The organism is Bradyrhizobium sp. Ash2021, assembly GCF_031202265.1.
Classification (GTDB): Bacteria; Pseudomonadota; Alphaproteobacteria; order Rhizobiales; family Xanthobacteraceae; genus Bradyrhizobium.
Genome location: NZ_CP100604.1, coordinates 8,321,681 through 8,338,972, shown reverse-complemented (window position 1 = coordinate 8,338,972; position 17,292 = coordinate 8,321,681). Strand labels below are relative to the sequence as shown.

Here is a 17,292-nt window from a genome sequence, read left to right as displayed (position 1 = left end):
CGGGCATGCCTGACGACGACCATTTCCCGGTTTCGGCCCAGGACGCGAAAAATCTGTTCGCGGACTGGAAAGCCGCGCCTGCCATCGTGCTCGCGATTTCCGGTGGTCCGGATTCCGTCGCGTTGATGTGGCTCGCGGCACGCTGGCGCCGTGCGTTGACGCGCGGCCCGCGGCTGATCGCGGTTACCGTCGATCACGGCTTGCGCGCGGAGGCCGCGCGCGAAGCCCGTGACGTCAAGCGGCTGGCGAAGTCGCTCGATCTGCCGCACCAGACCCTGCGCTGGACCGGCGCCAAGCCAAAGACCGGATTGCCGGCCGCGGCCCGCGCCGCGCGATACCGCCTGCTGGCGCAAGCCGCGCGCAAGCACGGCGCGACGCATATCCTCACCGCACATACCCGCGACGACCAGGCCGAGACGCTGTTGATGCGGATGCTGCGCGGCAGCGGCATCGCGGGGCTGGCGGCGATGGCGCGCGAGAGCGAGCGCGACGGCGTGCGGCTCGCGCGACCGCTGCTGGATATTTCGAAATCACGGCTTATCGCGACGCTGAACAAGGCCAAAATCGGTTTTGCCGACGATCCGACCAACCGTGACACCGGCTTCACCCGGCCGCGGTTGCGCGCGATCATGCCCGTTCTCGCCGAGGAGGGCGGCGATGCCAGGAATCTCGCGCGGCTGGCGGCGCGGCTGGCGCGCGCGAATGCCGCCGTGGAAGTGCTGGCCGATGGCGCCGAGCGTTATCTCCAGCTCCGGGATCGTGGCGCCTCGCGCGCCGGAGTCGACACCAATAGCTTCGACGCAAACGCCTTTGCCGCGATCCCTGAAGAAATCCGGCTGCGGCTGTTGAAGCGTGCGATTGATCGTGTCGGTCATGAGGGGCCGGCCGAACTCGGCAAGGTCGAGACCTTGCTGGCGGCACTGGACCGGGCGGTAGCGGACGGCCGACCGAGGCTGAAACAGACCCTCGCCGGCGCGGTCGTCGGCGTCATCGGCGGTCGAATCCGGGTCGAACCGGCGCCGCCTCGCCGCCGCCGGATGGCCCCTTGATTTGCCGGGTTTTCGGTGTGGACCCCGATCGAAAGCCGCGATCTCGGCCATAAATCGCCGGGGACTCTTAACCACCCCCGAAAAACACCAGTTTCAGCGCCATTATTTGACCGGGAATCGCGCTAGGATGCGCTAAATAGTCCTGCGTAGTTCCCTTGGCATCAACCCCAGCGACACCTAGATTGTAGGCAGTCGGCCGACGGGATTCTCCAGGGAGATTCCCTGAGGCGCCTGCCAAAGGATAAGAGGCCGCGATCCGCGCGACCACGAAGGAAGATCGATGAACGCCAATCTGCGGAATTTCGCCCTCTGGGTCATTATCGTCTTGCTGCTGTTGGCGCTGTTTACGCTTTTCCAGAATCCGGGTCAGCGCGCGTCCTCGCAGGACATCTCATTTTCGCAGTTGTTGAGCGAAGTCGACCAGAATCACGTTCGCGACGTCGTGATCCAGGGGCCGGAGATCCACGGCACCTTCACCAACGGCTCCAGTTTCCAGACCTATGCGCCGAACGACCCGACGCTGGTCTCGCGCCTGTACAACGGCAAGGTCACGATCACCGCGAAGCCGCCCGGCGACAACGTGCCGTGGTTCGTGTCGCTGCTGGTCTCATGGCTGCCGTTCATCGCGCTGATCGGCGTCTGGATCTTCCTGTCGCGGCAGATGCAGGGCGGCGCCGGCAAGGCGATGGGCTTTGGCAAGTCGCGCGCCAAGATGCTGACCGAAGCGCATGGCCGCGTCACGTTTGAGGACGTCGCCGGCGTCGACGAGGCCAAGCAGGACCTGCAGGAGATCGTCGAATTCCTGCGCGACCCCGGCAAATTCCAGCGCCTCGGCGGCCGGATTCCGCGCGGCGTGCTTTTGGTCGGCCCTCCCGGCACCGGCAAGACGCTGATCGCGCGTGCGGTCGCGGGCGAAGCCAATGTGCCGTTCTTCACGATCTCGGGCTCTGACTTCGTCGAAATGTTCGTCGGCGTCGGCGCAAGCCGCGTCCGCGACATGTTCGAGCAGGCGAAAAAGAACGCGCCCTGCATCATCTTCATCGACGAAATCGACGCGGTCGGCCGGCATCGTGGTGCAGGTTTGGGCGGCGGCAATGACGAGCGCGAACAGACGCTCAACCAGTTGCTGGTCGAGATGGACGGCTTTGAGGCCAATGAGGGCGTGATCCTGATCGCGGCGACCAACCGTCCCGACGTGCTCGATCCCGCGCTGCTGCGTCCGGGCCGTTTCGACCGCCAGGTGGTGGTGCCCAATCCCGACGTCGTCGGCCGCGAGCAGATCCTCAAGGTTCACGTCCGCAAGGTGCCGCTGGCGCCGGATATCAACCTGAAAACCATCGCGCGCGGTACGCCCGGCTTCTCCGGTGCGGACTTGATGAACCTCGTGAATGAAGCCGCCCTGACCGCCGCCCGCCGCAACAAGCGCATGGTGACCCAGGCCGAATTCGAGGAAGCCAAAGACAAGGTGATGATGGGCGCCGAGCGCAAATCGCTGGTCATGACCGAGGAAGAGAAATTGCTGACGGCCTATCACGAGGGTGGCCACGCCATCGTCGGTCTCAACGTCGTCGCGACCGATCCGATCCACAAGGCGACGATCATTCCGCGCGGCCGCGCGCTCGGCATGGTGATGCAATTGCCGGAGCGCGACAAACTGTCGATGTCGCTGGAGCAGATGACCTCGCGCCTGGCCATCATGATGGGCGGCCGTGTCGCGGAAGAATTGATCTTCGGCCGCGAAAAGGTCACCTCCGGGGCCTCGTCCGACATCGAGCAGGCCACAAGGCTGGCGCGCATGATGGTGACGCGCTGGGGCCTCTCCGAGGCGCTCGGCACCGTGTCCTATGGCGAAAACCAGGACGAGGTTTTCCTGGGCATGTCGGTGTCGCGCACCCAGAACGCATCGGAGGCGACGGTTCAGAAGATCGACACCGAGATCCGGCGTTTTGTCGAAAACGGCTACAACGAAGCGACGCGTATTCTCACCGAGAAGCGTGCCGATCTCGAAGCTCTGGCAAAAGGCCTGCTCGAATTCGAGACGCTCTCCGGCGACGAGATTCAGGATCTGCTCAAGGGCAAGAAGCCGAACCGAGAGTCGGTGCTCGAGCCGACCACGCCGCGCGCCTCGGCGGTGCCGCCGGCCGGCAAGTCGCGCCCGCGTCCCGATCCGGACGCTGGACTGGAGCCGCAACCGCAGGCTTAAAGGCTGCGGGCCCATGGCCGGCTATTCCGGCAAACCGATTGTGCAAAAGCTCGGCATCAAGCCGGGCTTTCGCATTTTTGTAGGCCACGCGCCCGCGGGCTACAGCGATATCGTCGGTAAATTGCCCGATGACGTGACGGTGGCCGTCAGGCTGAAGCCGCCGCTTGATATGGTGCATGTGTTCGCCACGCAAGCTGCAGGGCTCGCCGGCAAGCTGGGCAGCTATCGTGCCGCGATCGAGCCGGATGGCATGATCTGGGTGTCATGGCCGAAGAAGGCTTCCGGCGTTGCGACCGATCTGACGGATGTCGTGGTGCGGAACACGGCGCTTCCGCTCGGCCTCGTCGACATCAAGGTCTGCGCGATCGATGACCTCTGGTCGGGATTGAAGTTCGTGATTCCGAAGGACCAGCGGACCGGGCGACCGAAATAGTCTTTAATGCTCCGGTCAGGCGCCCGCCCGGAGACTCGGCGACGTCGCGATCCGCGAGGAGTTCGGCATGCAGGTGATCGAATGCGATCTTCCGCCCAGCAGCGTGCTGAACCAGGATCCAATCCGAAATGCCTATTTTCGTGATTCCTATCGCGCGCCACTGACACATTCAGAACTCGGAATTATCGACATCTTCTTTGCGCTGTTCGGCCATACGCCCCTCTGGATGAAGACGCTGCTGATAGTCCGCAACGCGGTAGCGAAGACCTTCGGTCTGGAAGCCCCGAGCGTCGGCGAAATCATGAGCCCCATCATCAGAAGCGACTACTCCGTGGGCGAAAAAATCGGGCCTTGGCCGATTTTCTTTATTGCCGACAATGAAATTGTCGCGGGGAGAAATAACAAGCATCTCGATTTCAGATTGTCGGTGCTGAAGGCCAAGGACGGTGATGCGGCCAGCGTCGTCGTCTCCACGATCTGTACCGTGCACAACATCTTTGGGAAAATCTATTTGTTCTTTATCGTTCCCTTCCATCGGACTGGCGTTCGGTCGCTGATGTCGAGCGCCGTCGCGGCGGGGCGGTTGTGACAGACCGGATGTGAGACGTCGTCTTGTTGCGTCGCAAAGATACCGATCGTGATTCGCATCCGTTGCACCGCCATGCCATCATTTTGGTTACGGCACGAGCGCGGGCCTAACCGCGCTTGCCGGGGCCTCCATTTGAGCGTGCCGACATGGGGGGAGGGCGTCGATGCGCTTCATTTCGAAACTCGGCGTCGCAAGCACGCTTTTCATGCTGGCGTGGTCCGTCGTCTCGACGGCCGCCGAAATGCGCGGCGTCACCGCGACCGAAATCAGGATCGGCCAGACCATGCCCTATAGCGGGGCCGGTGTCCGCGTTCGGGGCGCGGGAGCGTTTCGGCGAATTGCAGACGGGGAATTGATTAGCGGGGCGATTCCGGCACTGCGGATTGCGTGGTCGCTGGCCGGTCGTCGCGGACATGGATGACCGCGATGTCATCCGCATACAGCCGCTTCCAGCCCGGCAGGTGATCCAGCAACTTGGTTGCGGGCAGCGTCGGATTCAGCAGGGTGGCATCGATCCGGTACGTCTCAAGCAGGCGCAGCAGGAGATCGACGTCCTTGGCCTCGATCGCATCGAAGTAATCGATGACGAATTGTTCGCCGTACAGTTCGGCGCGGCCGTCGATGAAAGTCTTGATGTCGCGGGAAAGCAGATAGCCGCCAAACGGAGCCGTGCTGAATATCCGCTGCGCCTGCCGTTGCTTGAGGACGTCGACCGCGGCGACCGGGGTCTGGGCCTCGAAGAACGAAAACGGATGATGCGCGGCGAACGTCTTGGTGGAAGCCCATCCCGCGACGGCGACCGCGAGCGCCGCGAGCATCACGACACGGGACCGGGACTGGAGTTCTCGAACGACGGCAGTTTGGCCCGTTCCCAGTTGCTCGGCAAACGGCTTGGCCAGAACCAGCGGGGCCACGAATGCGAAGACCTCGATGTTTCTGACATGCGACAGGGCCATCCAGATCAGGCCCAACAGCAGCAGGATTCTCGGCACCGACAGCACCAGCCCTCGAAAGAAGGCGAGGCCGATCAGCCCGAGCAGGGCGACTTCGAAGAAGCTGATGGAGCCGAAATTGGCCGGCATCCACTCCCAGATCAGCGTCAGCAGCTTGCCCAGGCTGAGAATTTTCACGGCGCCCAGCAACGTGTTCCAGCCATAGGGCGTGCAGCAGGACGCCACGACCGCGGCAAGGCCGAATAACGCCCAGCGCGCGGCCAGCGCAACGCGGCGCTCGGGATCGCAGCACCAAATCGCTTCCAGTCCGATCGGTCCGATCAGCGCCAATCCCAGAACGAAGCCGCCATGCAGGTTGGCCCACAGCGCCAACACCGGCAACAACAGCCACGACGGATGACCGCGACGATCCGCGGCTGCCATCAGCCCGCCGATAAAAGCCACCATCGCCGGGAACGCCAACATGTGCGGGCGCGCCAGGAAGTGCGTTGCCGACATCAGCACCGCCAGCGTGACAATCAGGATCGAGCGTGCCGGGTCGATATATTCCTCGAGCAGATAGATGAAGATCGCAACCGTCACCCCGATCGCGAGCGAGGTCAGGACAACCGGCCCGGCCCAATCCATCGATCCATAAGCGAAGGCAAACAGCACCTGCGAGAGCCAGGAACTCGACATCCAGGGCTCGCCAAACCGGGTGAACGAATGAACGTCCGTGTAGGGCATGGCGCCATGCTCGACGATCCACTGCCCGATCCTGATCTGCCAGAGAGTGTCGGAATCCCGCAGCATGATCTCGCCCATCGACAAAAACAGCAGATAGGCTCCCGCACCGGCAAGGAGCGGTACCAGCGCTCGTGCGAGGCTGCGGATATTGGCGCCGTTGGCGATCGGGTTAGCGAAGGAAATGGACATCTGCACCTTGTCTGGGTGGGACAGGCGCAAGGGATGGCGCCGGGGCTGCGCTACTCGACCACGGCCGCCATACACTCCGGTAAAATTGCGCGCGCGAGCGCGGGAAAATGACGATGTTTGGCGAAGGAGGAGTTAACCGAACCGCTCAGTGATTTCGGAAGATAAAACTCAACATTTTTGCGCTTCCGCGGAGCGGCTGGGTCGCCCCGAATCCGGCAGGGATGCCGTGGGATCCGGAAGCCTGCGATATCCTCCAGGCTGTCATATTTGCTTTGCGTCTTGTCATCCGGCCTGAATAGTTGTTCACTTCTTCAAAGCGATTGGCGCTCAATCGCTCAAAACATTGAAGATGCGCGCGTTCTGCCCGCCAATCGGCGGCAACCGCGCCGGGGACGGGGGAAAACGCGCCATGGTGTACCGGCGAACCCATCAGGTGGTGAAGCGGCTGGCGGCGCGGCGGAGCGCCATTCTGGCAGCGGCACGGAGTGCCGCCGCCGACGGCGGCATGGTCGCGGTGCAGATCGCGCCGGTGGCGGTTCGCGCCAACGTCGCGGCCGGCACCGTCTATCGTTATTTCCCCTCCAAGGCCGACCTGATTTCGGAGCTGATCGCGGAAGTCTCGCGGGACGAACTGGCCGCGATCCGCCGCGCCGCGGATGCGGCGCCTGGCCCCTCGTCGGCGCTGGCCGCCGCCGTCACCACGGTCGCGGTGCATGTGCTGTCGGAGCGCAAGCTCGCCTGGGGCATTCTGGCCGAGCCGGTCGATGTCGATGTCACGGCTTCAAGGCTCGCCAGCCGCCGCGAAATATCCGGCGAGATCGCAACGCGGATCGATGCCGCGGTGCGCGCGGGCCATCTGCCGGCGCAGGACACCGCGCTTGCTGCCACCGCCCTGCTCGGTGCACTGCATGAATCGCTGGTCGGACCGCTGGCGCCGGACCATACCGACGATTCCGCGAAACTGCGCGACGCGGTCCAGACCGTGACGCTGTTGGCGCTGCGCGCGGTCGGCGTGATGGACGCCCGCGCCCGCGGCCTCGTGGTGCAGGCGGTGCTGCCGGCGAAGGCGCTGGTCGGGGCCTAAAAAATCATCAGTCGGCGACACTGCTTTGACGCAACGTTCGGCCAGGCTACGCGTGATCGATACTTCAATCGGTGACGTTAAGGGAGCAACAGATGACGACGACATCCGGATCTGCAAAATGGAAGGGCGGCATCAGGGACGGCAAGGGCGCGATCTCGACCAAGAGCGGTGCGCTGCAGGACTATCCCTACGGTTTCGCCAGCCGCTTCGAGGGCAAGCCGGGCTCCAACCCGGAAGAACTGATCGGTGCGGCGCACGCCGCCTGCTTCACGATGGCGCTGTCGCTGATCCTGGGCGAGGCCAAGCTCACCGCCGAACACATGGAAACCAGGGCCGACGTCACGCTCGAAAAAGTCGGCGAGGGTTTTGCCATCACCTCGGTGCATCTCGCCTTGACCGCAAAGATTCCCGGCGCTGATAACGCCAAGTTCCGGGAACTGGCCGGTATGGCCAAGGCCGGTTGCCCGGTGTCGAAACTGCTGAACACGAAGATCACGCTCGACGCGACACTGCAGGCTTAGCTGTCATGCCGGGGGCGCGTCGAAGACGCGAACTACGATGCGCAATTGCGCATCCGAGGTTAACGCTGACGCGTGCCTCGGAATGACGGTGCGGGCATCCACGGCGCCGTCACATATCCACGTCGCTGCCGGATCCGACCGAGGCGATGCGCACCATGTTGGTGGTGCCGGGGATGCCGAGCGGCACCCCGGCGACGATGATCACGCGCTGGCCGGCTTTGGCAAAACCATCCCTGAAAGCGATTGAGCCGGCGCGGTTGACCATGTCGTCCTGGTCGTGCGCGTCTTCCGCGACCACGCAATGCACGCCCCAGACCGCGGACAGCTTGCGCCCCGTCGAGATGTTCGGCGTGATGGCGACGACCGGCGGCTTCGGCCGCTCGCGCGCGACCCGCAATGCGGTCGATCCTGAACTGGTCCAGCAAATGATGGCGGACAGGTCGAGGGTCTCGGCAATCTGCCGCGCGGCGTCGGCGATGGCGTCGCCGACGGTCGGCTCCGGCTCCGCGCGCTGCGCGTTGAGCACCCCGCGATAAGTCGGATCGCGCTCCACTTCCTCGCCGATGCGGTTCATGGTCGAGACCGCCTCGACCGGAAATTTGCCGGCAGCGGACTCGGCCGACAGCATGATGGCGTCGGCGCCCTCATAGACGGCGGTGGCGACGTCCGAGACTTCGGCGCGGGTCGGCACCGGAGCCTGGATCATCGATTCCAGCATCTGCGTTGCCACCACCACCGGCTTGCCGGCGCGGCGCGCCATCCGCGTCATTTGCTTCTGCAGGCTCGGTACCCGCTCCAGCGGCAGTTCGACGCCGAGATCGCCGCGCGCCACCATCAACGCGTCGGCCGCCTCGATGATTTCGGCAAGCCGGTCGATCGCCTGCGGCTTTTCGATCTTGGCCATCACGGCGGCGCGGCCGCGGATCATTCTCTTGGCCTCGAGGACGTCCTCGGCGCGCTGCACGAACGACAACGCGATCCAGTCGACGCCGGTCACCAGCGCGGCTTCCAGATCGGCGCGGTCCTTGGGCGTCATCGCCGAGACCGGCAGGTCGGTGTCGGGCAGGCTGACGCCCTTGCGGTCCGACATCTTGCCGCCGATCACCACCCGCGTCACGGCGCGCTCGGGCGAGGTCTCTTCCGCGATCAGCCGCACCTTGCCGTCGTCGAGCAGCAGCGCATGGCCGGGCCGCAGCGCCGCCAGGATTTCCGGATGCGGAAGGTGGACGCGAGTCTCGTCGCCGGGCGTCTTGTCGGAATCGAGCACAAAGCTCCGGCCGTTATGGAGCTGGACTGCGCCGTCGGCGAACGACCCGAGCCGCAGCTTCGGGCCCTGCAGATCGACCAGGATGCCGATCGGCCGGCCGTAACTGCTCTCGACATTGCGGATGGTCTTGACCAGTTCGCGCATCTTGTCATGCGGGGTGTGGCTCATATTGATGCGGAACATATCGGCGCCGGCTTCGAACAGCTTGCGGATCATCGTGCTGTCGGAAGAGGCGGGGCCGAGGGTCGCGAGGATCTTGATACGACGCAGACGTCTCATTGCTTGCTTCCGGGTGCTGCGGCTGGTGGCAGACCAGACGCGCCCGGAGGTGTTCCGCCCGGCGAGTTGGGCAGGCCCTGGGGAAGGCCGCCGGGCCCGGTTGGGCCGACGGTGCCAGGAATTCCCGGTACCCGCTGCGCCGGTTGTTCATTGGCTTCGGTCAGTTGCACGGTCCAGGCCCGCTGTTCGCCGGTATCGACCTCGAAGAAGCCGGTGCGGTCGAAACCGCGCGCCAGGCAATTCTCGGTGCCCTTGATGGTGAATTCCTTGTCACGCGAGCACATGAAGGCCTGCCCCGACCATTCGCCGCCGCGGTCGTAGTCGAGGGCGTAAATATAATAGTACCGTGCGATAAGCGTGCCGCGCAGCAGCGTCTCGCAGCTGCGCGAGGACACGTTCCACCAGCCCTCGGTGGTCCAGCCCTCCGCGTCCTTGTAGCCGAGCGCGATGCCGACCCGGCTCGCGGTGTTGTTGCAGAGACGAAAATCAGCCGCCGCCGAACTGTTCCACAGGCACATCACCGCAAACGCCAGCACCGGCATCAGGCCGGCGGTCAGGCGAGCGGAAAGGGGGGTGGAAGGCAGAGAATCTTTTGCAGTCATGCAGCGAAGCTATATCAAATGATTGACGATTTCGCCTGGGCCCGGTGGGAACCGGCTGGGAAGCTGTCTCCCACCTCGGGGGCCAAAATACCACCGATAACATCCAGTTTTGCGCGCGGATGTGGCAAAATCTGTGACAATTCCTACCTGATATCAATATGCTCGATTTGATTGTTGGAGCCTGGTCCTGAGGGCAGATCTGCCCCGTTTTCCGGATCATGCTCGCCAAACCGCGGGATCACGGCCATGACGATTGACGACAAAACCAGAACGGAGCTTGAAGCCGCGGTTTTCCGGCGTCTGGTCGAGCATCTGCGCTCCCGTACCGACGTCCAGAACATCGATCTGATGAATTTGGCGGGATTCTGCCGCAACTGCCTGTCCAACTGGATGAAGGAAGAGGCCGACGCCAAGGGCACCGCCATGAGCAAGGACGAGAGCCGCGAGGCGGTCTACGGCATGCCCTATGAGACCTGGAAGTCGAAATTTCAGGGCAGCGCCAGCCCCGCGCAGCTCGAAGCGATGAAAAAGGCCCAGAGCGGGCACTGAATCTTTATCCTTTCGCGCTTCTCCAGCGTCCGTCATGGCCGGGCTTGTTCCGGCCATACACGTCTTCTTCCTTTAATGTCGCCAAGGCGTGGATGCCCGGGACATCTAGCGCGAAGACGCGCTTCGCGCTTCTGCCCGGCCATGACGATCGGGGTTTCCCCGGATGCCGCTTCGGCTCATCCGGCTACGACCTTCCTGTGGGCGCGCTGTGGATGAATGCGTTGTTGCCTTGACGCAAGGCACCGCACTCTTGAGGGTCAAACCGGAAAGCGCCGCGCGGCAAAGCGTGCGGCGCTTGATCTTTCAGCCTCATCCGTCAGTTCCCTCAGGAGTATCCGATGGCCACCTCTGCCGCCGCCGTTCAGGACGAACCCGCGACGAAGTTCGCAAAAGACCAGCTCAAGGCCATCATCGAGCGCATCGAGCGGCTGGAAGAAGAAAAGAAAACCATTTCGGACGATATCCGCGACGTCTATGCCGAAGCCAAGGGCAACGGCTTTGACGTCAAGGCGCTGCGCACCATCGTCCGCCTGCGCAAGCAGGACGCCAACGAGCGCGCCGAGGAGGAGACCATTTTGGAAACCTACATGCAGGCGCTCGGGATGCTGTGAGGCGCCGGCGGCGGGCCGTTTCCGGCGCATGCCAGCTTGGGCAACGGCCTCGCATCTGTTAGACTGCCGGCCATCTGCTCGGTCAAGGAACCGTAGAGATGGACGTGCCTGGACCAGAGCGCAGGCTCGCAGCGGTCCTTGCCGCCGACATGGTCGGCTACAGCCGACTCATGGAGGTTGACGAGACGGGTACCCTTGCGCGTCTCAAGACCCATCGGATCGAGCTCATCGATCCGGCGATCGCGAAGAACCACGGCCGCATCATCAAGACCACCGGCGACGGAATGCTGGTCGAATTCCATAGCGTCGCCGACGCCGTCCTGTGCGCGGCCGAGGTTCAGCGCCGGATGGCGCGACGCAACGCGGACGTCCCGCCGGCGCGATGGATCCAGTTCCGCATCGGCATCAATCTGGGCGACGTGATCGTCGAGGACAACGACATCTTTGGCGACGGCGTCAACGTGGCGGCGCGGCTCGAAATGCTCGCCGAGCCGGGTGGCATCTGCATCTCGGGCGCGGTGCGCGATCAGGTCGGTAACCGGCTGGACGACGTCGCATTCGAGGATCTCGGCGACCAGAGCGTCAAGAACATCGCCCGTCCGATCCGTGTCTTCCGGATTCGGCTCGATGCGGATCCAAAAGCCGCGCCAGAGGGTGCGACGCATGCTGCGGCGGCGGCAGCGTTCTCCAAGAAGCCGTCCATCGCCGTGCTGCCGCTCGTCAACATGAGCGGCGATCCGGAGCAGGAGTTCTTCGCGGACGGCCTCACCGAGGACATCATTACGGAGCTGTCACGCTTCCACGACCTGCTCGTCATCTCGCGCAACTCAACCTTTGTGCACAAGGGCAAGGCGGTGAACGTGCAGGAGGTCGCGCGCGAGTTCGGCGTCGACTACGTGCTGGAAGGGAGCGTGCGAAAAGCAGGTAGTCGCATCCGCGTCACCGTGCAGCTCATTGACGCAGAGACCGACCGGCACATTTGGGCCGAGCGCTATGACCGCGAGCTCGAGGATATTTTCGCGATCCAGGACGAGATGACCCGCGCAATCGTTGCGACGCTCCCCGGCCGGGTCGAGGCCGCCACGCACGACCGTGCGAAACGCAAGCCGACCGACAGTATGGCGGCTTATGAGTGCGTGCTGGCTGCCAAGATTCGGCACCACCGCTCGACACGGGAGGACAACGCCGAGGCGCAGCGCCTGCTCGAGCGCGCCCTCGCGCTCGACCCGAACTATGCTCATGCTCACGCCTGGAAGGCATGCGTACTGGGCCAGACCTGGGTCTATGACTGGTGCGCCGATCGCGATGCCACCTTCGAGCAGGTGGCGGCGGAGCTGGAGATCACGCTGGCGCTCGACGACAATGACAGCGACGTGCACCGGATTCTCGCCGCACTGAATCTGAACCGCGACGACCATGACAAGGCCGCGTATCACCAGGAGCGTGCGCTCGCGCTCAACCCCAACTACGACCTCGTTGTCGTGCAGCAGGGCGAGCTCTTGACCTGGCTGGGGCGGCCGGAGGAAGGCATCGACTGGATCAAGAAGGCGATGCGCCTCAATCCCTACCATCCGGAGCGCTTCTGGAACCACCTCGGGCGCGCCTGCTATTGCGCCGAGAAATACGCCGAAGCCGCCGAGGCCTTTTCACGGATCACGCGGCCTGACCACACGCATCATGCCTTCCTCGCGGCCACGTTCGCGCAGATGGGCAACCCGGTAGCGGCCACCGCGCACGCGGCAGCGGTCCTCAAGCAGGAGCCGAAATTCTCAACGGCTGCCTACCTGGGCACCCAGCACTACAAGCGCGACGTCGACCGTGAGCGTCATCAGGCCGGCCTCCTCAAGGCGGGCCTGCCGGCCTGACGCCGTGGTGCGGAAACGCGGCCTTGCCAGAAGAAGGCGTCCGACACCGTGCGCCAACGACAGGACACGGCGTATGGATCCTCGCGTTCGCGAGGACGACTCGGAGTTTGTGGAAGCAGGAGGGCTTTAGCGCAGCGACGCGGTGCGCAGCACGAACGACTGGGTCGCGAGCTTGGCGGTGGCCGATCCGGTGAAGCGGTCGCAGACGATCCCCATCATCGGATCGTCCGAGAATGTCATCGCGATCGAGGCTTGCGGCTTGACGAAGAAGGCGCGCATCAGGGTCATGTCGGTATCGCCCATCACCGTGGTCGACATCGCGTCGCTCGCGCTCGGCGCCAGCATCACGACTCGCATCCAGACATCGTTGCCCTTGGCGGCCGATATCCGGGTCGATGTCGAGATCACGCTGCCCTGACCCTGCGGGCCCTTGGCGACGACCGTGTTGATCTCGGTCGCGGGGGCGGCATTGTGCGTCGGCCGGACGTTGTGCGGGATCGGCGCGGAGGCCGCGACGACGTTGGCGCGGTCGACCGGCGAGGTGGCGGCCGGTGCGTAGGCGAGCGCCCTCTTGAAGGCCTCGGAAACGCTGGCGGTCGGCTGCGGATCGGCGGCACCGACGGCCGTGCGGGCGTTGAGGGCGGCGACCTGCGCCGGCGTCGCCTGGTTCGGCGCGGCGGAGGCGTCGCCCCAGAAGCCGCGGGCGTTGATGATGTCGGCTGGGGTCTGCGGTTGCGGCTCAGCCTTGTCCGCGGCAGCCTGCCTGGTCTCCGGCCTGGACTTCGGCGCCGGGACGATCTGCGCGTCGGCCGAGGCCAATTGCAGGGTCGCTGTGACCTGCGGCTTCGAGCGCGGCATCGGTACGGCGTCGGCAGGCCTGGTATCGGCGGATTTTGCGGACGCGGCGGCAGCCACGACGGTCGCCGGTGCCGGTTTGTCGGTCACAGCGGTAGCGCCGGCTTCCTCGTCGTCGTCGCTCGACTTGCCCCGGAACAGTCTTGCAAACAGGCTCGGCTTGCTCACCGTCGCGGCGTCGTCGCCATTACCGCGTTTCTCGATGTCGGCGCGGGCGAGTTCATATCCCTTCAGCGGATTGCCGTCCGTGGGGACATGCACGGTGCGGCCATCCGGGAATACCCGTGCCAGCTGATCGTGGGTCATGCGCGGCCAGTGGCGGATGCTGCCGGTATCGAGATGGACGAACGGCGATCCCGAGGTCGGATAGAAGCCGACGCCGCCGCGCTGCAGCCTGAGCCCGGCAAAGCGGATCTGCTCCAGCGGCACGTCCGGGATGTAGAAATCCATGGCGTGGCCGAGCATGTGCTGGCTGAAGCGGGCCACGCCCGAAGAGCGGCGGCGGAGCATGGCGTTGGTGGCGGGGGAGCGGTACGAGGAGATGATCTGGATCGGCTTCTTGCCGTCTACGTCGCGGTAGACTTCCCAGAGGATGTCGAACAGGTGACGATCCATCGTGGTCTGTTCCTGGCTGCGCCAGTCGCGGAGAAAGTGATTGAGCTGCTTCAGCGCTTCTTCATCGTAGCGCCCGTCGCGCTTGAAGGTGACGGTCAGGTCTTCGTCTGAATGGGTGTGATGGAAGGAAAGGGTGCGGGTTTCGTTCAGCGCGGTCGCATCGTGCACCGAGCCGGCCCCCGCCAACAGCAATAGCGACGTCAGGCCGATTCGATATCCGGCCTTCGGTAGCGACAGCGGATTGAATTGGCGTGCGAGAACAGCCAGCACTTATGAGCCCACCCAGTCGACGAGCGATCAATGAGCTCTTCCGCAGACCCCGGCGAAAGAGGATGAACGCTTTCTTAAAGCGAGAGGGTTAACCGAAGTTTACCTTCCCACCTCCCAAGTTAGGCTTAACCTAACCCGTCGAGTGTGGCGAAAAAGTGCCCGGTACCGACACCGAGGGGGATAATGGTTAACGTAAACGATCTCGCCCGGCGGGCAAGATCGTTGATTTTGTTTAAAAATTCAGGCAGCCCGCGAGCAGCGAGGGGTTAACGGGTGATCACCCGCCGCGGCTGTTGGCGCCGGCCAATCGGAGCCGGGGGCGTTGGCGACCCGCCGCCGAACAGCCGCTCGAAGAACGACGGGCCGGAAGAGCTGTTGTCGCTGGCGAAGCTGACGCCGGCCGGCAGGATCGGACGACCGCCACCGCCATAGCTCGGCTGCGAATGCGCTACCACGTTTTCCAGATCCTTGCTTCGGCCGCCCTTGAGCATCGACAGCATGGTGGCATCGCGGCCGTAGACGTCCTTGCGGATCTGCAGCCTGCCGGCGTCATCCACGAAGGCGGTCTGATAGGTGATGTTCACCGGGATCGGCGTCGCGAATTTCAGGTCGATTTCGCTCGAGCCATACATGCTGCGGATCTTCTCCGGCGTGTAATGGTCGTTCGGCTGCTCGATGTTCAGCAACACCGACGCGTATTGATCCGGATTCTGCACCCGCATGCAGCCATGGCTGAAGGCGCGATCTTCCTTGGCAAACAGATTCTTGTCCGGGGTGTCGTGCTGATAGACCAGGAACTTGTTCGGGAAGTTGAAGCGGATGCGGCCGAGCGCATTGGCTTCGCCGGGCGGCTGCGAGATGTGGACCGAGCCGTCGCGATTCTGCTCGAGCCTCAGTCCCATACGCTGCAGGACGGTCGGGTCCTGCTGCAGGGCAGGCAGATATTCGTTGTAAACGATCGACGGCGGCACGTTCCAGGTCGGGTTGACCGTGATGTACTTCATCGTCTCGGTCAGCAGCGGGGTGGCGTGCTGCCCCGGCTTGCCGGTCACCACACGCGTGGTCCAGATCGGCGCGCCGTTCTGCATCACCTTCAGCGTATAGTCCGGGATGTTCAGGATGACATAGGCGTTGCCGACCGAGGACGCGCCGAGCTGGCGCGGCAGCCAGCGCCAGCGCTCCATGTTGACGATCACGGTGTCGATCTGCCTGTCGCGCTTCGGGCTGTTGATCGCCTTGACGGTACGGTCGTCCAGGACACCGGTCGCCTTCAGTTCGGCGCCTTCCTGGAATCTGCGCACGGCCTCGGAGACCTTGGCGTCGTAATGCGTGTCATCAGCGTTTTCGCTAACGCCGAGCTTGGCCCGCAGTTGCGGCACGCGCGAATCTTCCGGCGCCACGGCCGGCTGCTTCTTGGTACCGGGCTTGAAGACAAGCGCCGGGCCGTCGGCGATCTGGACAGCCGCGCCTTCGCCCTGGCCGCGCAGTTCGGCGAGCTTGGCCTTCAATTCCTTGTAGAGCTTGTGCGGCGGGTTATAGCCATCGAGCGCGGCGGAAGCGTCATTGGCCGTCGTCACATGCGCCAGCACTTCCGCCGGATCGGTCGGATGCTCCGGATAGAGGATGTCGGCCGAGACCTGCGACCAGTGCATCCGGCCGCTCTGGGCCTGACGGGCATAGTCCAGCATGCCGGCGGTCAGTTTCATCTCGGCGTCGGCCAGCGCGTCCGGCGAAGTCGCGGCGGCAAAATCCGGCACCGGGTAGTCGGCGGAATTGAGGCCGTCGGCGGCGGCATCCTTCAGGCGCGCGACGACGCCCTTGCCGCTGTCGGTCAATTTGCCGGCCTGGGTCCAAACGGGCGCGTATTCGCGGGCGCCATAGAATTTCTCGACGGCGGCGCGCTCGGCCTTGCGATCGAAGTAGCGCAGCGATTTTCCGCCCAGCATTTCGCGCAATTTGTCGGCGACCGGCTGATCTTCCGGCGCCACATTGCTGGCAGCCTTCACCGGCTCCTTGGCCGGCTCGGCGGCCGGCGCGACAGCGGTCGCAGCCGGAGCGGCCGCGGGCGTTACGGTCGCGGTGTCGCTTGCTTTGGGAGCTGGCGCAGGAGCGGTAGCGGTTTCGGCTGGTTTGGGCTCGACTGACTTCTCGGTGGTTTTCGTCTCTGGCGCCTTCTCAGTCGCTTCAGTCGCTTTGGGCTCTGCCGTTTTGCCGGCGTCTGGCACGGACGCGGTGGCGTCGATCTTGAAATCACTTGCGGTGGGCGGCGGGACGTTTGCCGGTTCGGGACGCGGGATCGCCGCATCGATCGCGAGTTCTGCGGCGCTGGCGCGAGGCGTATCCTGGGCCAGGGCAGAGGTCGCGGTCACCGTGAGGAAGGTTGCCGCGACGGCCATCAGCACGCGGTCAAATCCAGCACGGCTCTTCGAACAGTCACGCATCGTCACACCCCCTTGGGCGAAACTGCCCCGGCATGGAACAGTCGTTGGTCATCGTCCATCACAGCTTGCGCGAAAGCGCCGGCCTGATCGTTCAAAAGTCGGTACGCTTGCGACGCAACGCTTCAAACGCAGACGATACATGGGCCCCTCTCATGCAGCCAGCGCCATGCGGGGCAACTCACGACAAACTG

At 64.2% G+C, this 17,292-nt stretch carries 14 protein-coding genes; 9 read left to right on the top strand and 5 right to left on the bottom strand.

The annotated features are described in order from the left end of the window. Positions 1-5 precede the first annotated feature (5 nt). From tilS to NL528_RS40095, 4 genes are all read left to right on the top strand, one after another. Positions 6-1,049: a tRNA lysidine(34) synthetase TilS gene (gene tilS / locus NL528_RS40110; protein WP_309179842.1), complete on the top strand. Its 1,044-nt coding sequence runs from the start codon at positions 6-8 to the stop codon at positions 1,047-1,049. Positions 1,050-1,329: 280 nt separating this feature from the next. Beyond that, positions 1,330-3,252, top strand: coding sequence for an ATP-dependent zinc metalloprotease FtsH (gene ftsH, locus NL528_RS40105; protein ID WP_074273196.1), 1,923 nt, complete (start codon positions 1,330-1,332; stop codon positions 3,250-3,252). A 13-nt stretch (positions 3,253-3,265) separates the two neighbouring features. Then, positions 3,266-3,685 (top strand): DUF3052 domain-containing protein, encoded by a 420-nt coding sequence (locus NL528_RS40100; RefSeq protein WP_309179841.1) that lies wholly within the window; start codon positions 3,266-3,268, stop codon positions 3,683-3,685. Between the two features lie 67 nt (positions 3,686-3,752). Then, the gene (locus tag NL528_RS40095; RefSeq protein ID WP_309179840.1) at positions 3,753-4,274 is read left to right on the top strand and encodes a DUF2867 domain-containing protein; all 522 of its coding nucleotides are present in this window, start codon (positions 3,753-3,755) and stop codon (positions 4,272-4,274) included. A gap of 356 nt (positions 4,275-4,630) precedes the next feature. Here NL528_RS40095 and NL528_RS40090 read toward each other — a convergent pair whose 3' ends face one another. After that, positions 4,631-6,142, bottom strand: coding sequence for a hypothetical protein (locus NL528_RS40090; RefSeq protein WP_309179839.1), 1,512 nt, complete (start codon positions 6,140-6,142; stop codon positions 4,631-4,633). A 409-nt stretch (positions 6,143-6,551) separates the two neighbouring features. Between NL528_RS40090 and NL528_RS40085 the strand changes: the two genes are divergently transcribed. Continuing rightward, complete coding sequence (locus tag NL528_RS40085; protein WP_309179838.1) at positions 6,552-7,226, top strand: helix-turn-helix domain-containing protein; 675 nt, start codon at positions 6,552-6,554, stop codon at positions 7,224-7,226. 92 nt (positions 7,227-7,318) lie between these two features. After that, positions 7,319-7,747 carry an OsmC family protein gene (locus NL528_RS40080; RefSeq protein WP_309179837.1) on the top strand — a complete coding sequence of 143 codons (429 nt, stop codon included), beginning with the start codon at positions 7,319-7,321 and terminating at the stop codon, positions 7,745-7,747. A 109-nt stretch (positions 7,748-7,856) separates the two neighbouring features. Here NL528_RS40080 and pyk read toward each other — a convergent pair whose 3' ends face one another. Then, positions 7,857-9,293 (bottom strand): pyruvate kinase, encoded by a 1,437-nt coding sequence (gene pyk / locus NL528_RS40075; RefSeq protein ID WP_309179836.1) that lies wholly within the window; start codon positions 9,291-9,293, stop codon positions 7,857-7,859. Further along, positions 9,290-9,895 carry a DUF1036 domain-containing protein gene (locus NL528_RS40070; RefSeq protein ID WP_074273202.1) on the bottom strand — a complete coding sequence of 202 codons (606 nt, stop codon included), beginning with the start codon at positions 9,893-9,895 and terminating at the stop codon, positions 9,290-9,292. Before NL528_RS40070 ends, pyk begins: the two co-directional genes overlap by 4 nt. A gap of 246 nt (positions 9,896-10,141) precedes the next feature. Between NL528_RS40070 and NL528_RS40065 the strand changes: the two genes are divergently transcribed. The 3 genes from NL528_RS40065 (at position 10,142) to NL528_RS40055 (ending at position 12,920) form a co-directional block, all read left to right on the top strand. After that, positions 10,142-10,444 carry a DUF1244 domain-containing protein gene (locus NL528_RS40065; protein ID WP_309179835.1) on the top strand — a complete coding sequence of 101 codons (303 nt, stop codon included), beginning with the start codon at positions 10,142-10,144 and terminating at the stop codon, positions 10,442-10,444. A 338-nt stretch (positions 10,445-10,782) separates the two neighbouring features. Next, a complete protein-coding gene (locus NL528_RS40060) occupies positions 10,783-11,055 on the top strand; it encodes a DUF2312 domain-containing protein (RefSeq protein WP_074273204.1) in 273 nt (90 codons plus the stop codon). A gap of 98 nt (positions 11,056-11,153) precedes the next feature. Further along, a complete protein-coding gene (locus NL528_RS40055) occupies positions 11,154-12,920 on the top strand; it encodes an adenylate/guanylate cyclase domain-containing protein (protein WP_309179834.1) in 1,767 nt (588 codons plus the stop codon). Between the two features lie 126 nt (positions 12,921-13,046). Here NL528_RS40055 and NL528_RS40050 read toward each other — a convergent pair whose 3' ends face one another. Beyond that, on the bottom strand, positions 13,047-14,660 hold the full coding sequence (locus tag NL528_RS40050; RefSeq protein WP_309179833.1) for a DUF882 domain-containing protein: 1,614 nt from the start codon (positions 14,658-14,660) through the stop codon (positions 13,047-13,049). 266 nt (positions 14,661-14,926) lie between these two features. Continuing rightward, positions 14,927-17,101, bottom strand: a complete 2,175-nt coding sequence (locus tag NL528_RS40045) for a L,D-transpeptidase family protein (protein WP_309179832.1) — start codon at positions 17,099-17,101, stop codon at positions 14,927-14,929. Positions 17,102-17,292: the final 191 nt, after the last annotated feature.

Excerpts from the sequence above, each read along its gene's own strand:
- NL528_RS40090 (WP_309179839.1), bottom strand. The coding sequence starts at position 6,142 with ATGTCCATTTCCTTCGCTAACCCGATCGCCAACGGCGCCAATATCCGC.
- NL528_RS40070 (WP_074273202.1), bottom strand. The coding sequence starts at position 9,895 with ATGACTGCAAAAGATTCTCTGCCTTCCACCCCCCTTTCCGCTCGCCTG.
- NL528_RS40060 (WP_074273204.1), top strand. The coding sequence starts at position 10,783 with ATGGCCACCTCTGCCGCCGCCGTTCAGGACGAACCCGCGACGAAGTTC.
- NL528_RS40085 (WP_309179838.1), top strand. The coding sequence starts at position 6,552 with ATGGTGTACCGGCGAACCCATCAGGTGGTGAAGCGGCTGGCGGCGCGG.
- pyk (WP_309179836.1), bottom strand. The coding sequence starts at position 9,293 with ATGAGACGTCTGCGTCGTATCAAGATCCTCGCGACCCTCGGCCCCGCC.
- NL528_RS40065 (WP_309179835.1), top strand. The coding sequence starts at position 10,142 with ATGACGATTGACGACAAAACCAGAACGGAGCTTGAAGCCGCGGTTTTC.
- ftsH (WP_074273196.1), top strand. The coding sequence starts at position 1,330 with ATGAACGCCAATCTGCGGAATTTCGCCCTCTGGGTCATTATCGTCTTG.
- NL528_RS40095 (WP_309179840.1), top strand. The coding sequence starts at position 3,753 with ATGCAGGTGATCGAATGCGATCTTCCGCCCAGCAGCGTGCTGAACCAG.
- NL528_RS40100 (WP_309179841.1), top strand. The coding sequence starts at position 3,266 with ATGGCCGGCTATTCCGGCAAACCGATTGTGCAAAAGCTCGGCATCAAG.
- NL528_RS40045 (WP_309179832.1), bottom strand. The coding sequence starts at position 17,101 with ATGCGTGACTGTTCGAAGAGCCGTGCTGGATTTGACCGCGTGCTGATG.
- NL528_RS40055 (WP_309179834.1), top strand. The coding sequence starts at position 11,154 with ATGGACGTGCCTGGACCAGAGCGCAGGCTCGCAGCGGTCCTTGCCGCC.
- tilS (WP_309179842.1), top strand. The coding sequence starts at position 6 with ATGCCTGACGACGACCATTTCCCGGTTTCGGCCCAGGACGCGAAAAAT.
- NL528_RS40080 (WP_309179837.1), top strand. The coding sequence starts at position 7,319 with ATGACGACGACATCCGGATCTGCAAAATGGAAGGGCGGCATCAGGGAC.